This window comes from Gemmatimonas groenlandica (assembly GCF_013004105.1).
Taxonomy (GTDB): domain Bacteria; phylum Gemmatimonadota; class Gemmatimonadetes; order Gemmatimonadales; family Gemmatimonadaceae; genus Gemmatimonas; species Gemmatimonas groenlandica.
On sequence record NZ_CP053085.1, the window covers coordinates 4,343,760 to 4,360,395 of the forward strand.

Below are 16,636 nucleotides of genomic sequence, written 5' to 3' on the forward strand. Positions count from 1 at the left end.
CGACGCTTGCGATCTACGCCTCGTCCAGCTCCCGGTGATATCGCTCGATTCGCTCCACTTCCTCGCTAGCGCCGAATACGAAACCGCTGCGCTGGTGCAACCCCGTCGGCTGTTCGTCCATCATGCGGCGCTCACCGGTGCTAGCCATTCCGCCTGCCTGCTCGATGAGAAACGCAATGGGATTTGTCTCGTAAAGCATCCGAAGCCGACCGTGTTTCGTAGCCGACTTGCTGTCGCGCGGATACAGAAACACCCCGCCGCGCATGAGGATGCGATGCGTTTCGGCCACCAGCGAGGCGATCCAGCGCATGTTGAAGTCCACGCCGCGAGGTCCTGATACGCCGGCCAGGCATTCGTCCACGTAGCGCTTCACGGCCGGCTCCCAGAAGCGGCTGTTCGATGCGTTGATGGCGAACTCGCGTGCCGACGGACCCACCCGCAGATGCGCATGACTCAGCACCCATTCACTGAGATCCGGATCCAGCGTAAAGGCGTGCGTGCCGCGTCCGATCGTGATCACCAGCATGGTACTGGGGCCATACACGGCATAGCCGGCGCAGACTTGCGCGGAACCGGGCTGCAAGAAGTCGTCGAGCTTCGCGTGCGCACCGGGAGTCGGTGCGCGTAACACGGAGAAGATGCTGCCCACCGTCATGTTCACATCGATGTTCGACGACCCGTCGAGCGGATCGAAGAGCAACAGATACTTGCCGCGCGGATAGTGCGACGGGATGGCGTACGGGAGCTCGAGTTCCTCCGATGCCATGCCGGCCAGATGTCCGCCCCACTCGGTGGCGCGTAGAAAGAGGTCGTTGCTGGCAAGGTCGAGCGGCTTCTGCTCTTCACCGTGCACATTGCGCGAGCCGGCACCGCCCGCGTCGCCCTGCAGGGCGCCATGGGCCACGCGCCGTGCGATCGCCTTGCAAGCGAGCGCGATGTCGGTGACCAGCGCATCGAAGTCGCCCGTGGCCTCGGGGGCGCGTCGGCGATCCTCGATCAGAAATTGCGCGAGCGTGGCACGTCCGGCGACGGGCATGGTATTAGACTCCACAGAGTGATACGAGCCGCGCCGTGCGGCGCTGGTGAAGGTTCCGCGTATTCTAGCACCGCTCCCACGGTGCGGGGGTGATCGACTCAATGGTGATTGCTGCGCTGTTGGCGCTTCTTGTGGCGCCGCACGTGACCGACACGGCGCCCTGCGCGGAAGCCGCGCGCTTTCTGCGCACCGAGCGGCACATGCTGGCCGAGGTCGAGGTCGATACGATCGACGACTGGCGCACCAAGAAGCGGGTAGCCGGGTGCCGGATTACCGCCGCCGGCGGGACAGAGATCGGCGTGAACAAAGAGGCGGTCCGCTTTTACGAACTGCTGCGCGCGGCGAAGTGGGTGCGCACGCCTGACCCGCGGGATTCCCCGAACGAGGGATCGCTGCGGTTCCGCTGGGAGCAGTCGGATTGCCTGTTCAACATCAACGCCGAAGCCCTGCTCGGCACTGACGCCGAGCAGCGCGTGAACGACAAGCTGCAGGTTCCGGCGGGGCAGACGCGGTATCAGATCTTTGTGATGTGCATGCCCGCCATGGCAGCGGCGCCGCACTAGGGTTCGCTCGTCGGTCGGGATACAAACGGAAACAGACTGTTCCTGACTGACACGGATACGAACCGGTAGGAACTGATAGCAACAGATCAAACAACAGAAACAATGAATGGTCGCCGCTCGCGAGCCGGATCGCGCGGTGATCACGCGGAGCGGATCCATCGTGTCTGTTGCTATCCGTTCGTATCCGTGTCAGTCAGGAACCGTTTATTCTGTTGCTATCCCCGTAACACCGACGCGCGACCCTATCCGTCCATCGGCCACTCCACCGCGCCGGAGTGCGTCACCGCGCCCTGATGCGCCGGGCCGACCAGGCGGGTGTACTTCTCCAGCACCCCGCCGAGTCGCACCGGAACGGCCGCCGGCAATGCGGCCAGTCGCTCGGCCAATTCGGTGTCGCTGAGTTCCACCGTGATACGGCGCGCCACAGGCCGTGCGTCGATCGAGATGATATCTCCATCGCGCAGCAGGGCGATCGGGCCTCTATCGGCCGCTTCCGGCCCCGCATGGCCGATGCACAGGCCGCGGGTGGCTCCGCTGAAGCGGCCGTCGGTCAGCAAGGCCACGTCGGCCCCCATACCCTGACCGTAGATCAGCGCGGTGATGCCGAGCATCTCGCGCATGCCGGGGCCGCCGCGCGGGCCCTCGTTGCGAATCACCAGCACGTCTCCGCGGGCGTATTGCTGGTCGCGCACCGCCACCTGGGCGTGCTCCTCCGATTCGAACACCCGGGCGGGACCGCGATGCACCAGGGTGGTGAGTCCCGCGGTCTTCAGTAGGGCGCCGTCAGGGCAGAGGTTACCGGTCAGCATGGTCACGCCGCCGTCGGTCGAGCGGGCGTTCGCCACCGTGCGTACCACGTCACCGTCGGGCAGCGCCGCGCTCTCGAGCTCCTTCGCCAGCGTGAGCCCCGTGTACGTGAGGCAGTCGCCGTGGAGTGCGCCCGCCTCGAGCAGCGCGCGCATGACCACGCCGGCGCCGCCCACGTGGTACAGGTCGCGCGCCAGAAATCGGCCGCCGGGTTGCAGGTCGGCGATCAGGGGCGTGCGCGCAAAGACCGCGGCCACGTCGTCCAGGTGGAAACGGATCCCGGCCTCGTGCGCGATCGCAGGTAGATGCAACGCGGCGTTGGTGGAACCGCCGGTAGCCGAGACCACGGCGCACGCGTTCTCCAGCGAGACGCGTGTGACGATGTCGCGCGGTAGCGGACCGTCGCCCATCACGGCCCTCATCAGCGCGACGCCGGCCCGACGCATGAGCGGGGCCCGCTCGCTGTACACAGCGGGAATCATGCTCGAGCCGATGGGGGCGAGCCCCAGCGCCTCCGACACCATGCCCATCGTATTCGCGGTGAACTGACCGGCGCAGGACCCCGCCGTGGGCAGACACGAATGCGTGATCTCGCGCAGATCGTCGGGTGTCGCTTCGTTGGCGAGTACCTTGCCGATCATCTCGTACGTTTCGCCGATGTTCGTATCGCGTCCGCGGAAATGGCCCGGCAGCGCGGCGCCCCCATGCACGAACACGCCGGGCACATTGCAGCGTACGATGCCCATCATGAGGCCGGGCAGATTCTTGTCGCATCCACCGATCGCGAAGATACCATCCCACTGATGTCCGCGAGTGGATGCCTCGACACTGTCGGCGATGATCTCGCGCGAAACCAGCGAGAAGCGCATACCGCTGTGCGCGATCGATAATCCATCCGACACCGACGCCACCGGACATTCGTGCGGCATGCCGCCTGCGGCGTAGATCCCCGTTTTCGCATGCAGGGCCTGATCGCGCAGCAACATGTTGCACGGGCTCATCTCGCCGCCCGTGTGAAACACGCCGATGTGCGGCCGCGCGATCTCGTCGTCATCCTGCCCGAGGGCGTGCAGAAACGCCCGCGTCGGTGCGCGCAGCATGCCCTCGTGAATGTTGGCCGAGCGGAAGCGCTTGGTCATACGGTGTGGTCGACGAACAGTTTGATGACGCGTGAGACATCGGGATCGGCGCCGATGCTTTCGACCTGGCTGGCTTCCAGCAACAGCGCCGCCGCGCGTGTTGCCATCGGCGCGTAGGCCCCGCACTCGCCAGCCAAGCGAACGACCTGGTCGATGTCCTTGCGGAAGGTTCCGAGTCCGCCGATGCGCGGCGCGTCCACACCCGATGCCATGCGAGGGCCGAAAACCTGCAGCGGCAAGGAGTCGGCAAAACCACCAGCCATCGCGCCGGGCAGTCGTGCCGCGTCGATGCCCGATTTGTTCGCGAAGGCGAGCATCTCGGCGATCGTCACAAGATTGCAGGCCACGATCATCTGGTTGCAACTCTTGGTCAACTGACCGGCACCATGTCCGCCCATGTGCGTCACCCGCTGCGACAGCGCGTCGAACACCGCGGCCGCGCGCGCGATGTCGTCGGCGTTTCCACCCGCGAACACGATGAGTCTGCCGGCGCGCGCCAGCGGCAGTCCACCCGACACCGGCGCATCGATCCATCGTGCACCGCAAGTGCCGGCCAATCGCTCGGCCATCTCACGCGTGGTATCGGGCGCGATGCTCGACAGATCGATCAGCAGCTGCCCCTCGCGCAGCACAGCGTCGATGCCCTGCGGTCCGAATACGACGTCGTGTACCGCGACGGTGTTGGTGAGACACAAGCACACGATATCGCAGGATTCGGCCAGCGCACGCGGCGATTCGGCCAACGTGGCGCCGAATTCCACCAGCGGCGTGGCCTTGTCGAGCGTGCGGTTCCACACCGACACCGATAGGCCGCACTCGAGCAACCGCTGCACCATCGGCGTGCCGATGAGCCCTGTACCGATGAATCCGACGCGAGGTCGCGCCACGATATCAGGCATAGAGATGCAACCCGTTGTCCATCCGAATCACTTCGCCCGTGATGCCGGGGGCACCCGCCACCAGGAAGTACGCCAACGCCGCCACTTCGGTCACCTCGAGCAACCGTGGCAACGCTTGCGTGACGAGATACTTCTCCTCAACGGCCTTGAGCTGCTCGCCGTCGAGCACGCGACTGGGCAGTCCGCCGCTTACGTAACCGGGCGCGATAGCATTCACGCGAATGTGCGGCGCCAGCGCGCGTGCCAGCGACAGCGTGAGCGTACTCACCGCGCCCTTCGACGCGGCGTACGCCACACTCGATCCCAGCCCCGCCGTGCCGGCGATACTCGAGAGATTGACCACCGCACCGCGTCCCGACTCGCGCAGCAGATCGCGACAGGCGCGGATCATGCGAAAGGTGCCGGTGAGATTCACGTCGTACGTGCGCGCAAATTCACTCTCCGGCAACGCGTCGAGATCGGCGTGCGGTATGAAGCGCGTCGTGCCAGCACAGTTCACCAGTGCGTCGGTGCGTCCGAAGCGCTCGTGCATCGTGGCCGCGGCGGCGTGGCAGCTGTCGTCGCTGGTGACATTGAGCAGCACGACCTCCGCACGCGCCCCGAGCGCCGTGCATTCGCTGGCGACGGACTCGGCCGCGGCGCGGGTGTCGTCGTCGAGCGTGCAGATGCCGACGTCCCAGCCGTGGCTGGCGAAGGTGCGGGCGCAGGCGGCACCGATACCGGTGGCTGCGCCGGTGATGAGGCAGACGGGTCTTGCGGGGGAGGTCATGCGGGAGAGCTTACCGGTGGGGAGGGGAATCGTCCACTCGCCCGGCGAGACAATCCTTGGAGTGCAACATGCTGGAGACATCACGGTGGGTCCTGCTGGCCGTATTCGCGGGCACCATGGCTCTCGTGGCGCTGTCGGATGCCGTTCAACCGCGACCGCAACCCGCACGTCCTGCGTCGTTCCTGTACGTCTGGACGGGCGATGCCGATACCACGAGCTCGGACTTTTTGGCTGTGATCGATGTGCGACGGGGATCCGCCACGTACGCACAGGTCATTTCCACGGTGCCGGTCGGCGCGAAGGGGACAGGCCCGCACCACACCGAACATCAGGTGGAGCGCGACGGCATCCTGTTCGCCAACGGCTTTGGCGCCGGACGCACCTTCCGCTTCGACGTGAACCAGGCGGCGAATCCCAAGCTGCTCGGCTCGTTCACCACCGTCGGTGAGTACAGCTTTCCGCACTCGTTCGTGCAACTCACCGGCGGGCATCTGCTGGGCACGTTTCAGGGACACGGTACCAACAACACGCCGCCGGGCGGGTTGGTGGAGCTCGATCGACAGGGGCGGTTGGTGCGCGAAACCAGCGCTCGCTCCACCGGCTTCGATACGCTCGACATGCGGCCGTATAGTCTCGCGGTGTTGCCGGCGATCGATCGCGTGGTCTCCACCAGCACCGACATGCTGGCCGACCATGGTGCGCACCTGCAGGTCTGGCGTCTCTCCGATCTCGCGCTGCTGCATACGATCCCGCTGCCGAAAACCGCGGGTGGCGACGGGCACCAGCATGAAGGCGCACCGACAGGCAAGTACAACGAGCAGCACCATCTGTTCCCCGGCGAACCGCGCCCGCTGGCTGACGGCAAGACGGTGCTGCTGGCGACCTTCACCTGCGGATTCTATCGCGTGAGTGCGCTCGACTCGCCACAGCCGCGGGTCGAGTTCGTGAAAGCCTTCGGTGGACTCGACTGCGCGGTGCCCGTGCTGGTGGGGAACACGTGGGTGCAGACGATCCCCGACGAGCATGCCGTCGTGTCCCTCGACGTGAGCGATGCGATGCATCCGCGTGAGCTGTCACGCGCGAACTTCGACAGCACGTTCAAGCCGCACTGGATGGCGCTCGATGCTCCCTCCGGGCGCCTCGTCGTGAATGATGGAGAGTCGCAGCTACAGCTGGTCACGATGAATGCGGCCACCGGCGCGCTCGCCATCGATTCGACGTTTCGCGATCGCGGCGCGAGGCAACCCGGCGTCCGCTTCGACCGCGCCACGTGGCCGCATGGCGCGACCGGTCCGGCGAAGGCGCACGGCAGCGTATTCTCCTGGGGACGTTAGTGCATAGCCATCCCGAAATGCTGCATGGATATGCGCAAGCCAATGGCATTCGGCTGCACTACGTGGAGCGGGGTCGCGGACCGCTGGTGATCCTGCTGCATGGGTTCCCCGATTTCTGGTATAGCTGGCGGGACCAGATTCCCGCCCTGGCGGCGGCGGGATATCGCGTGGTCGCGCCCGACCTTCGTGGTTACAACGAGAGCGAGCGGCCGCTCGGCGTCGAGGCGTACACCCTCGACGTGCTCGCCGCCGACGTGGCGGCCCTCGTGCTCGCGTTGGGTGCCGAACGCGCGACCGTGGTCGGACACGACTGGGGCGGACTGGTGGCGTGGCACGTGGCCATGCATCACCCCGAGGTCGTGTCGTCGTTGGTGATCATGAACGCGCCGCACCCGCTCGCGTTTCGCCGTGAACTCAAACACAATTGGGCGCAGAAGCGGCGCTCGTGGTACATCGGCTTCTTTCAGTTGCCGTGGCTGCCCGAAGCGATGCTCACGATGGGCAACCGGTGGCTCCTGCGCCGCGTGCTGCGTCGCGGCGGGCCCGCGCAAAACGAGGCGGAGCTCGCCGCGTACCTGGCCGCGTTCGACGGACCGGGCGCGATGACAGCGGCGCTCAACTACTATCGCGCGCTACTCCAACTTCGGTCGAGGCGACCGGTCACGATTCAGGCGCCCACGCTGCTTATCTGGGGGCTGCGCGATCGCTTTCTGTTGCCCGTGCTTACGGAGGGCACCGAGGCGTGGGTGCCCAGGCTCGAGCGACACGAGGAGCCGCGTGCCCGACACTGGGTGCAGCATGATGCGGCGGCGTCGGTCAACGCACGACTGCTGGCGTTCCTGTCAGTGACCGCCACCGGCTGACGCGTTCGAGAGATCGATGCCGCGCACGGTGACGTTGATGTTGCGGTGCCACGCTGGCGGCTTCCTAATCCATGCTCGAGATGGCGCGCCACGGCTGGGCCGCTGCGCCGCCGTCAGGCGGTGGCCGAGACGAAGCCGCCGGTCGATTCGGCGAAGAGGGCGCTCGCCAGCGATGCGTGGACCGTGAACACCGCGTCGAGCCGCCGGCAGCCGACCGCCGTTGCTACCACATCGAAAGACTGGCCGACGATGCGCACGACGCGATGCAGTGGCAGCTCGAGGCCGCTATACACACTGATGCCATCGAGCGAGAGATCGCGCATCCGCACATCGATCGCGTCGGAGCGCCAGTCGACGTACATGATGGCCCAGTCGGACTTGCTGACGCGCGGAATGCCCCGGCGATCCATCGGCTTCCCACGCGAACCGGTGACCCGTACGGGCGCGAGCGGCGCGTGACAGCGCGCGCACCGCGTGTTCCGGTCGACGTGCGACGGCAGGCCAAGATGGCACATCGGACACACGTGGGCGGGTGGTGTCGGGTGTGCGGAGGCCGCTGGCTGGGCGGTGCCGTGCCGCGAGGCCGTGCGCGCCGCCCGTCGCGCATCATAGGCGGCGCGCTTTGCCGGATCCGACAACACCGCGTACGCGTCGTTCAGCAGTACGGCCTCGTACTCGTTGCCGCCCACATCCGGATGACGGGTGGCGATCAACGCCCGATACGCGGCCTTGATGACCGCGGCAGGCGCATCCGGTTGCACGTGCAGCAGGCGATAGTGATTGCGTCGATTGGTCGTCACGACCGTTTACCGGAGACGCGCGCGTTCGTACTGCGGCGGCCAGGCAATGCTGGCGCCGAGCGTATGGGCGGCCATGAGCGGCCACCGCGGATTTCGCAGCAGTTCGCGCGCGAGGAACACCATGTCGGCGCTGCCGTCCGCGACAATCTGTTCGGCTTGTACCGCGTCGGTGATCAGGCCGACTGCAGCAGTCGCGATCCCAGCATCTGCGCGAATGCGACGCGCAAACGGGACCTGGTAGCCGGGCCCGATCGTGATCTGCTGATGCGACGCCAGCCCACCCGACGAGCAGTCGATGAGGTCGACGCCGCGGGCCTTCAACAGCACCGACAGCTGCACCGATTCCTCGAGGTTCCATCCGCCCTCGGCCCAGTCGGTGGCCGAGATGCGGACGATCAGCGGCAGTTCGGTGGGCCATACGGCGCGCACCGCGTCGGTCACCTCGAGCGTGAGGCGAATGCGATTCTCGAAAGAACCGCCGTACGCGTCGGTGCGGTGGTTGGCGATCGGCGACATGAACTCGTGCAACAGATAGCCGTGCGCGGCGTGCAGTTCGACGACCTGGAACCCGGCCTCGAGCGCGCGAATCGCCCCCGCGCGAAACGACGCGATCACGTGCGCGATGCCGTCAAGGGAAAGCGCATGCGGCGACGGATAGTCGGGCGAGAACGGCACGGCACTGGGCGCCATCACGTTGTCCCAGCCGCCCTCGGACACGGGCACCGCGCCGCCGGGCCGTTCCCACGGGCGGCGCGTGCTGGCCTTTCGCCCGGCGTGCGCAAGCTGAACACCCATTACGGCGCCTTGCGCGCGGCAAAAGTCGGTGATTCGTCGCAGCATAGGAATGTGCGCGTCATCCCAGATGCCTAAATCCTGCGGACTGATACGCCCTTCCGGCGTCACGGCCGTGGCTTCGGTGATCACGAGCCCCGCGCCGCCGGTGGCGAAGGCACCGAGGTGGACAAGATGCCAGTCGGACGCGAAGCCGTTGTCACTGGAGTACTGGCACATCGGCGACACGCCAACGCGATTGCGCAGCGTGAGCGAGCGGAGGATGATCGGAGAGAAGAGGGCGGACATGCGGGGAATCTAGGGAGAGCGTTTCGCGACGTGAGAAAATAGCGCTATCGCCACGGCGACAGCGAGTATCGCCGGGCTGCGGTGTAGCGGTGGCGGAAGATTCCACACCGCAGCATACTGGCGAGGACCGCGTGTCCGTGCCTTGCTGACCACGCCGCCGTGCTGCCCAGCCCTCTCATCCCACAGGCCATGATCCGTGCTCACGCACTCTGTGCTCACGCACTCCGTGCCGTCGCTGCGCTTGCGCTGACGGCCTTCCCGCTCAGCGCATTTCCACTCGCGGCGCAGCAGGCCAATACCGTGGCGAGTACGGCCCCGATTCTCGCGATCAAAGCGGGCCGGCTCATCGATCCGGCCACCGGGACGGTCGCCCTGAATCAGATTATCCTGGTGCAGAACCGTCGTTTTCTGGCGGTCGGCCCCTCGGTCGCGATCCCCAAGGATGCACAGGTGATCGACCTGTCCATGCTGACGGTGTTGCCGGGGCTCGTGGATGCGCACAACCACCTGGCGCTGACGTACAAGGAGGTGCCGGAGCGCAACAGCTACTACATCACAACCATCCTCGACGACACGCCGCTCCGCGCGATTCAGGCCGTCTCCAACGGCATTCAGATGTTGTCGTCCGGCTTCACGATTGTGCGTGACATGGGCAACAACGGCAAGTACGCCGATATCGCACTCCGGCGAGGGATTGAGCAGGGCCTCGTGCCCGGTCCGACCATCATTCCGTCGGGTCTCATCATTAGCGGGATGGGCGGTCAGTTTTCTCCCAATCCTGAGATGGCCTTCGATCGGAAGATCGTCTACCCCGAGTACCTGGAAGCCGACACGCCGGACGAAATTGTCAAAGCGGTTCGACAGAACGCATTGGTCGGTGCGCGGGTGATCAAGATCTGTGTGGACTGCAAGCTGTGGGGATACTCCACCGACGAGATCAAGCTGGTGATCCGTGAAGCCGCGAAGGCCGGTCTCAAGGTCGAGGGTCACGTGCAGTCCGTGGCCGGCGCACACCGTGCCGTCGATGCCGGGATCTGGTCGATCGCCCATGATAACGGCATGAACGACACGATTCACAAGATCATGGCGGAGAAGCGAATCTTCCGCGCGGGCACCGAGACGCCGCTCTCACTGGTTGGACACACCACCGAGGCACGCTACGCGCAAACGGTGTTGATGTTGCGCAATGCGTGGGAGAACAAGGTACCGATCACTTTCTCCACCGACGCCGACTACTACGTGCCGGGCAAAACGCGTGGCGAAGTGGCTATCGAGTTCATTGAGACGTGGAAGGCTGCCCGCATTCCGGCGCCCGACATTCTTCGCGCCATGACGACCACCGGCTACGAGGTGAGCGAGACGACGACCACACGCGGCCCCATCAAGCCGGGCATGTGGGCCGATCTGATCGCCGTGCCCGGTAACCCGCTCCAGTCGATCGATGCGCTGCGCGACGTGAAGTTCGTGCTCAAGAACGGCATGGTGTTCAAGAAGGACGGCGTGATGACACCGGAGGCCTTCTTCAACGGTGGCCCGGTGAACGGCGCCAACGCGCGGTAACGACCGAGCACGGGGCGCACCGAGCGGCGCGGGTTCAGGTCAGGAATTCGTGCAGCAGCGAGTGGAAATGGTGCACCCCGTTCTCGTGGCGCGCCGAGTAGCGGCCGCGATCGTACACGCGCGATCGCAAATTGCGCTGTACCGTCTCGCAGATCTCGATGTCTTCGTCCTGCACCTCGGCGCTGAAGGCCATCAACTTCGTCCATGAGGGATCCGTCGACGCGTCTGCCGGCGGATTGGTGGCGTACCAGTCGAACACCACCTTGCAGCGATCGTGGCCCATGGGAATCACGACATTCGTCTGCATCTGCCCGAGATACACGTTCAGCATGATGTTGGGAAACATCCACACGTACACGGCCTCGGGTGAATCGGTGGTGGACGGATCGTAGATGCGACCCGGATTGCCACCGTGCACGGGCCGCAACGGTGCGTGCTGGATGGAGAAGTACCGGTGTGGCTCCACGCGGTAGTTGTCCATGTCGAGCTCCTTGTGCAGGCCGGGATGCACGACCGGGACGTGATAGCCTTCGAGGAAGTTGTCCACGTACACCTTCCAGTTGCAGGCGATCTCCCAGCTTCGCGACGTGACGTACTGCATGTGCTCGCAACCGAACGCCTGCACCCGCTGCGGGATGTCCTCCATCATGTCGGCGAGTGGCGGTGCTTTGCCGTCGAGGTTCGCGAACACGAGTGGTCCCCACGTCGTGACCTTCACTGGCACGAGCTGCATGTCGGCGGGGCGGAACGATTCCACGCCTTCCATGCCCGGCGCGCGCTGCAACGCGCCGTCGAGTCCATACGTCCAGCCGTGATACCGGCACTGCAGCGTGTTGCGCTTGCCGCAACCGTGCGCCACCGGACCCGCACGATGCAGGCACACATTGTGAAAGCCGCGCAGCGTCTCGCCGTCGCGCAGGACGACGATGCTGTCGTTCCCGACCTGTGCGGTCAGGAACTGCCCGTGTTCGGCCACCTGGTCCACGCGTCCCACGAGCTGCCAGCTGTGCGCGAAGACACGCTCCATCTCGAGCTCGAGATACACCGGATCGTTGTACAAGCGCGCCGGAATGGTCGCGGCGCGCTCGATGTTCGGATCGAATGGGAAGACGAGAGCCATCCCGACAAGCTACCAGCTTCGCAGCACTTCCGCGGCGGACATGCGCGTTGGGCCGGGGTAGGGGTGGGCGGGTCCCTTGATGCTCCGCCACAGGATCCGGTTGAACAGATCCTCCTCGGCCACGTCCTCGTAACGCAGATCGAGCTGTCGTGACTCGTCGGCGCCGCGGCCACGGCCGGGATTGCGGTCGGTGAGCGGCACGGACGGCGTCAGGGCGCGATACGGCCTCACGTCGGGTGACGTGCGCCAGATCTCCCGAAGCGGTCGGCCGTAGTGGTCGAACGGGGACAGCGCATCCAAGCCGAGAATCGTCTCCATGGTCGCGATCACGTCGGTCGTGTTCACAAACCGGCGATGCAGCCCCGCCCTCGCCCACGGTGAGATGACCAGTAGCACCGAGCGGTGCGAATCGACATGATCGGGGCCGGCCTGCGCGTCGTCCTCCAGCACGAATACCGCGGTCTTTTCCCAGAAGGCGGTGTTGGAGAGGGCCTCGATCATGCGGCCGAGCGCCAAGTCGTTATCCGCCATGTACGCCTGCGGTGTCGGCTTGCCGGCCGACGCTCCAGACGTGTGGTCGTTCGGAAGGCGGACGATCTGCAATCGCGGCATCGCGCCAGCGGCGGCGAATCCCTGCAATTCAGAAATCCACACATCCGCCCGTCGCTGATCGGGAATGTCCAGATCGTATCCGGGAAACGCGCGGCTGGTATTGGCGCGCAGGAAGGGCTTGAGACCGCGATAGCCTGCCGGCGCCGCGCCGGTAGTCCTCTCAGGGGCAACGAACTCACCAAAATTCCGGAAGGTGATCCCCTTTCGCTGGGCAAGGTCCCAGAGGTATCCGTTGGCTGGCTCCGCGGCGTCGTCGTCGCCGTCGTCCAAGGGCACGCGACCGCGATTGGTGCCCTCGTAGTCGTAGCTGCGACCGCGCGACGAGTAGTTGGATGGCACCGTCTTCTGCGTATAGTCGGTCGTGTACGCCGCCATGCTCCAGTTGTGTCCGTCGGCGCTCACCTCGGCGTTCACGAAGAAGCGATCGAACAGACCGAAGCGTTCGGCGAGGGCATGGTGATTCGGAGAATTCGAACGCGGGAAAAACACGAGGCTCGTGTCACCGTCGCCCTGAGGCAGGTCTCCCAGCACCTGGTCGTACGTGCGGTTCTCCTTGATCACATAGATCACGTGCGTGACCGGCGGCATGCCCGCCGCGGTCGCCCGATTTTCCCAGTGGTTGGCGCGCACGACGCGGGCCGAAAGTTGCTCGAGCCTACTGCCGCCAAGGTCGGCCACCGCGAGACGGGTGATCGTTCCGTTGATCTGTCCGGCGGTGTAGCTCACGGCCCTCGCGGCGGCGTCGGTCGCGCCCGGCTGCGGTAGTCGCGGATTCGGTGCCGTGCCGCGTCCCTTGGCGTCGACCACGTGCAGCGTGTCACCGACGATCGCGGCGGCGACCGGATACCACCCCACGGGCGCACGCCCTAACAGCGAGTCTTTCACGCCGCTGCCGCGTCCAGCCGTTGCGGCGCTAAGCGCGAACACCGCCACGGCATTGTTGTCACCTTCCGTGACGTAGAGTGTGGCGCCGTCACCGGAGAGCTGAAGTCCCATCGGGGTGCTGCCTTGCCCCAGATTGGCCGGCGTCGGGTCGCGCAGCGTGCTGACCACCGTGCGGCGGCGGGTGTCGACCACGCTGATGGCGTCGGTGGACGCCGACACCGCGAAAAGTCGCTCCCCATTCGCAGAGAGCAGCAGCGTAGACGGATGACGTTCCACCGGAATACGCGTTTCGGCCACGAGACCGTCCGGATGCTCGCGGAACACATGCACATCGCGTGTTCCCCAACTCGACACGAAGACGTCGCCGTTCGCTCCGACGACTACCGCATACGGATAGCGTCCCGACGCCACGCGTTGGATGACGGCGCCCGAGGCGAGGTCGACGATGGCCACCGAGTCGGCCAGATTCTCGGTGACATAGAGACGTCGTCCGTCTCGGCTCACGGCGAGTCCCGCCGGGTAGCTCGTGCCGGACGCGCGCGCATTCCACTTCGTGCGGATGGTGAGCGAGTCTTTTCGCGCGAGTCGTTTGCCGTTCCAGCCATAGCGATAGACCGCATCCGTGTTTCCGCCGGATGCGTACAGCGTGCGTCCATCGGGCGAGAAGGCGAGCCCGATGAATGCGGCCGACTGCTCGGCGGTTTGCACGACGGCACCCGTGCGCCGGTCGACTACCTGAACGCCCTGCTGTCGCCAACCATTGAGGAGCAGCAGCAGATATGCCGAGTCCGGTGACGCGACGACGGCGAGCGGAAAGCTGCCTACGTCGGACCGGGCGCCGGCGGGGTCGAGCATGGCGCCAGTCGGAAGGCGTTGCGGTTCCGCGGCGTTGGTCGGCGCCGAATCGGACGAGACTTGCGAACAGGCGCTACAGGCGAACGCCACGGCGCTGACGCCGACGGCGCGCGCGAGGAAGTCAGAGTATCCCATCCCATGAGAATGCGCGGCACCGACGGCGCCGACGAGGGGGGATTCCGTGGTGTGACGACATTGATGCGAACGCCTGTGCGGATCAGGGCAACGCGAAAGCGACGTAGGTGCCCCCACTCGGCGCGCCGTTCTTACCGCCACCACAGGCGATCACGAGGTACTGCTTACCGTCCACCATGTACGTACTCGGCGTGGCGTTGCCGGCAGCCGGTAGCTTCGCCTCCCACAACAGTCGGCCGTTGCGCTTGTCGTAGGCGCGGATCTTGTTGTCGTACGTGGTGGCGGCAATGATCAGCAGACCATTCTCGGTCACGATGGCGCCACCGTAGTTGTCGGTGCCGGTGTTCTTGATGCCCTTGGCGGCCAGCTTCGGATATTCACCGAAGGGGATCGACCACTTGATCGTGCCGGCATTCAGGTCGATCGCGTTGAGCGTGCCCCAGGGCGGCTTGATGCCGGGATAGCCTTCGTGGTCGAGGAAGATGTCGAAGAACGCGGTGCGATACGGCAGCATGTACGGCGTGGTTCCCACTAGCGCGGCCGAGTTGTCCTTGCCGGTGAGCAGGTAGTTCACGATGTCGTTCACCGCACCGCCCTCGAGTGCGGTGCCGAAGGCCGGCATGCGACCGGTGCCTTCCTTGATGATCGTGGCCAGCTGCTCTTTCGATCGACGCTTGGCGATATCCATGAGCGTGGGACCGGCAGCCGAGCCTTGCATCTTCTCACCGTGACAGCCGGCGCAGTTCGCGGCGTACAGTGACTTGTCGCTGCGCGGCACGAGCTTGAGCAACCACGCCATCTCGTTCGAGTTCACGTAGAGCAGGCCGGTGGTCGGGTCGAACGCGGGGCCGCCCCACTCGCCGCCGCCGTCCACGCCGGGGTACACGATGGTTCCCTGGGTATTCGGCGCGTCGAAGGGATGCCCCGTTTTGTATTCGTTGAACGTCTTGAGCGCGGCAGCGCGCGCGGCGGGCGTGCGATTGGTGAGATCGTTGCGCGTGAGCTGTTGCCGCGCGAATGGCGCCGGCATGGTGGGGAAGAACTGCGAGGCTGCCGGTTTGTCGTCACCAAGCGCGATGCCCGGCATCTTCTGCTCTTCCACGGGGAACAACGGGGTGCCCTTTTCGCGCTCGAACAGCCAAGTGTGTCCTGTCTTCGTGATCTGGGCGACGGCGTCGATCTTCCGGCCGCCGCGTGTGATCGTCACCAGTGCGGGTGCCGCGGGCAGATCGCGATCCCACAGGTCGTGTTTGAGCACCTGGTAGTGCCAGACGTACTTGCCAGTGCGCGCGTCGAGGGCGAGCACGCTGTTGGCGTACAGGTTGTCGCCGAGTCGGTTGGCACCGTAGAAGTCGTACGAGGCCGAGCCGGTGGCGGCGAACACCATGGCGCGCTTGGTGTCGATGGTCACGCCGGCCCATGCATTGGCGCCACCGGCAATCTTCCACGCATCGGGAGGCCACGTTTCGTAGCCGGGTTCACCGGGATGCGGGATCGTGTGAAAGCTCCAGCGCAGCTTGCCGGTGTTGATGTCGAAGGCGCGAATGTCGCCCGGCGCGCTGGGGAGCGCCTCCGGCACGGAACTGCCGATAATGAGCAGATCCTCGAACACCACGCCCGGCGTGCTGGCGCTTACCGAGAGCCCTTCCACCGGCCGACCCAGTCCCTGTCGCAGGTCGACCCATCCGCTGTCGCCGAACGTCTTGATGGGGCGACCGGTCTTGCGATCGAGCGCGTAGAGCCGATTACGATAGTTGAAGATCACGCGATCGCCGGTGACGACGACGCCACGATGGCGGATGCGCGACGTGGGCGCGGCCCCGTTGTTGGGATCGAAGCGCCAGATCGGCGCACCAGTCGCGGCATTGAGCGCGATGACGTGGAGCTTCGGTGTGGTGGCGTACATCACGCCGTCGATCACGATCGGATTCGCCTGCATCTCCGAGCCGGTGAACTCGTCCTTCGTCTCGAACGTCCACGCCACTTTCAGCTGCTTCACGTTGGCCGGCGAAATCTGACTCAGCGTACTGTAATGCGTGTGATCCTCGCTGCCGCCGTACACGGGCCAGTCGGCGGAGCGCCCGGTCGTCTGGGCCTGCAGCGTGGTCGCGGCAAGGAGGAGCGGGATGAGGGCACGGGACATGAGGCGCTGGGCAGAGGACATGGCGTGAGAATGCGC

At 65.6% G+C, this 16,636-nt stretch carries 13 protein-coding genes; 4 read left to right on the forward strand and 9 right to left on the reverse strand.

Annotated elements, in window-relative coordinates:
- Positions 1–13: 13 nt before the first annotated feature.
- Entirely contained in the window at positions 14–1,036 is a 1,023-nt protein-coding gene (locus tag HKW67_RS18625) for a class 1 fructose-bisphosphatase (protein ID WP_171226813.1), read from the reverse strand.
- Positions 1,037–1,125: 89 nt separating this feature from the next.
- Here HKW67_RS18625 and HKW67_RS18630 point away from each other — a divergent pair, with 89 nt between their 5' ends.
- Positions 1,126–1,599, forward strand: a complete 474-nt coding sequence (locus HKW67_RS18630; RefSeq protein ID WP_171226814.1) for a hypothetical protein — start codon at positions 1,126–1,128, stop codon at positions 1,597–1,599.
- Between the two features lie 242 nt (positions 1,600–1,841).
- On the opposite strand, the gene ilvD is transcribed toward HKW67_RS18630, so the two are convergent.
- Genes ilvD through HKW67_RS18645 form a run of 3 tightly spaced genes read right to left on the reverse strand, consistent with a single transcriptional unit; the run spans position 1,842 to position 5,213 of the window.
- Positions 1,842–3,545 (reverse strand): dihydroxy-acid dehydratase, encoded by a 1,704-nt coding sequence (gene ilvD / locus HKW67_RS18635; RefSeq protein ID WP_171226815.1) that lies wholly within the window; start codon positions 3,543–3,545, stop codon positions 1,842–1,844.
- Positions 3,542–4,444, reverse strand: coding sequence for an NAD(P)-dependent oxidoreductase (locus HKW67_RS18640; RefSeq protein ID WP_171226816.1), 903 nt, complete (start codon positions 4,442–4,444; stop codon positions 3,542–3,544). The genes ilvD and HKW67_RS18640 overlap by 4 nt, the downstream gene beginning before the upstream one ends.
- On the reverse strand, positions 4,437–5,213 hold the full coding sequence (locus HKW67_RS18645) for an SDR family NAD(P)-dependent oxidoreductase (RefSeq protein WP_171226817.1): 777 nt from the start codon (positions 5,211–5,213) through the stop codon (positions 4,437–4,439). Before HKW67_RS18645 ends, HKW67_RS18640 begins: the two co-directional genes overlap by 8 nt.
- Before the next feature lie 68 nt (positions 5,214–5,281).
- Here HKW67_RS18645 and HKW67_RS18650 point away from each other — a divergent pair, with 68 nt between their 5' ends.
- Together HKW67_RS18650 and HKW67_RS18655 are read left to right on the forward strand one after the other, a co-directional pair.
- The gene (locus HKW67_RS18650; protein ID WP_171226818.1) at positions 5,282–6,547 is read left to right on the forward strand and encodes a selenium-binding protein SBP56-related protein; all 1,266 of its coding nucleotides are present in this window, start codon (positions 5,282–5,284) and stop codon (positions 6,545–6,547) included.
- Entirely contained in the window at positions 6,547–7,410 is an 864-nt protein-coding gene (locus HKW67_RS18655; RefSeq protein ID WP_206044494.1) for an alpha/beta fold hydrolase, read from the forward strand. Before HKW67_RS18650 ends, HKW67_RS18655 begins: the two co-directional genes overlap by 1 nt.
- Before the next feature lie 113 nt (positions 7,411–7,523).
- On the opposite strand, the gene HKW67_RS18660 is transcribed toward HKW67_RS18655, so the two are convergent.
- Together HKW67_RS18660 and HKW67_RS18665 are read right to left on the reverse strand one after the other, a co-directional pair.
- A complete protein-coding gene (locus HKW67_RS18660; protein WP_171226819.1) occupies positions 7,524–8,210 on the reverse strand; it encodes a J domain-containing protein in 687 nt (228 codons plus the stop codon).
- Positions 8,211–8,216: 6 nt separating this feature from the next.
- Positions 8,217–9,290, reverse strand: a complete 1,074-nt coding sequence (locus HKW67_RS18665; protein ID WP_171226820.1) for an NADH:flavin oxidoreductase/NADH oxidase — start codon at positions 9,288–9,290, stop codon at positions 8,217–8,219.
- 189 nt (positions 9,291–9,479) lie between these two features.
- Between HKW67_RS18665 and HKW67_RS18670 the strand changes: the two genes are divergently transcribed.
- A complete protein-coding gene (locus HKW67_RS18670) occupies positions 9,480–10,850 on the forward strand; it encodes an amidohydrolase family protein (RefSeq protein ID WP_171226821.1) in 1,371 nt (456 codons plus the stop codon).
- A 34-nt stretch (positions 10,851–10,884) separates the two neighbouring features.
- Here HKW67_RS18670 and HKW67_RS18675 read toward each other — a convergent pair whose 3' ends face one another.
- From HKW67_RS18675 to HKW67_RS18685, 3 genes are all read right to left on the reverse strand, one after another.
- Entirely contained in the window at positions 10,885–11,970 is a 1,086-nt protein-coding gene (locus tag HKW67_RS18675; RefSeq protein ID WP_171226822.1) for an aromatic ring-hydroxylating oxygenase subunit alpha, read from the reverse strand.
- A gap of 9 nt (positions 11,971–11,979) precedes the next feature.
- Entirely contained in the window at positions 11,980–14,457 is a 2,478-nt protein-coding gene (locus tag HKW67_RS18680) for a bifunctional YncE family protein/alkaline phosphatase family protein (RefSeq protein ID WP_171226823.1), read from the reverse strand.
- 82 nt (positions 14,458–14,539) lie between these two features.
- Positions 14,540–16,600 carry a pyrroloquinoline quinone-dependent dehydrogenase gene (locus HKW67_RS18685; protein WP_171226824.1) on the reverse strand — a complete coding sequence of 687 codons (2,061 nt, stop codon included), beginning with the start codon at positions 16,598–16,600 and terminating at the stop codon, positions 14,540–14,542.
- Positions 16,601–16,636 lie beyond the last annotated feature (36 nt).

Coding starts and splice junctions, on each gene's coding strand:
- HKW67_RS18670 (WP_171226821.1), top strand. CDS start 9,480: ATGATCCGTGCTCACGCACTCTGTGCTCACGCACTCCGTGCCGTCGCT.
- HKW67_RS18640 (WP_171226816.1), bottom strand. CDS start 4,444: ATGCCTGATATCGTGGCGCGACCTCGCGTCGGATTCATCGGTACAGGG.
- ilvD (WP_171226815.1), bottom strand. CDS start 3,545: ATGACCAAGCGCTTCCGCTCGGCCAACATTCACGAGGGCATGCTGCGC.
- HKW67_RS18680 (WP_171226823.1), bottom strand. CDS start 14,457: ATGGGATACTCTGACTTCCTCGCGCGCGCCGTCGGCGTCAGCGCCGTG.
- HKW67_RS18625 (WP_171226813.1), bottom strand. CDS start 1,036: ATGCCCGTCGCCGGACGTGCCACGCTCGCGCAATTTCTGATCGAGGAT.
- HKW67_RS18645 (WP_171226817.1), bottom strand. CDS start 5,213: ATGACCTCCCCCGCAAGACCCGTCTGCCTCATCACCGGCGCAGCCACC.
- HKW67_RS18675 (WP_171226822.1), bottom strand. CDS start 11,970: ATGGCTCTCGTCTTCCCATTCGATCCGAACATCGAGCGCGCCGCGACC.
- HKW67_RS18665 (WP_171226820.1), bottom strand. CDS start 9,290: ATGTCCGCCCTCTTCTCTCCGATCATCCTCCGCTCGCTCACGCTGCGC.
- HKW67_RS18650 (WP_171226818.1), top strand. CDS start 5,282: ATGCTGGAGACATCACGGTGGGTCCTGCTGGCCGTATTCGCGGGCACC.
- HKW67_RS18685 (WP_171226824.1), bottom strand. CDS start 16,600: ATGTCCCGTGCCCTCATCCCGCTCCTCCTTGCCGCGACCACGCTGCAG.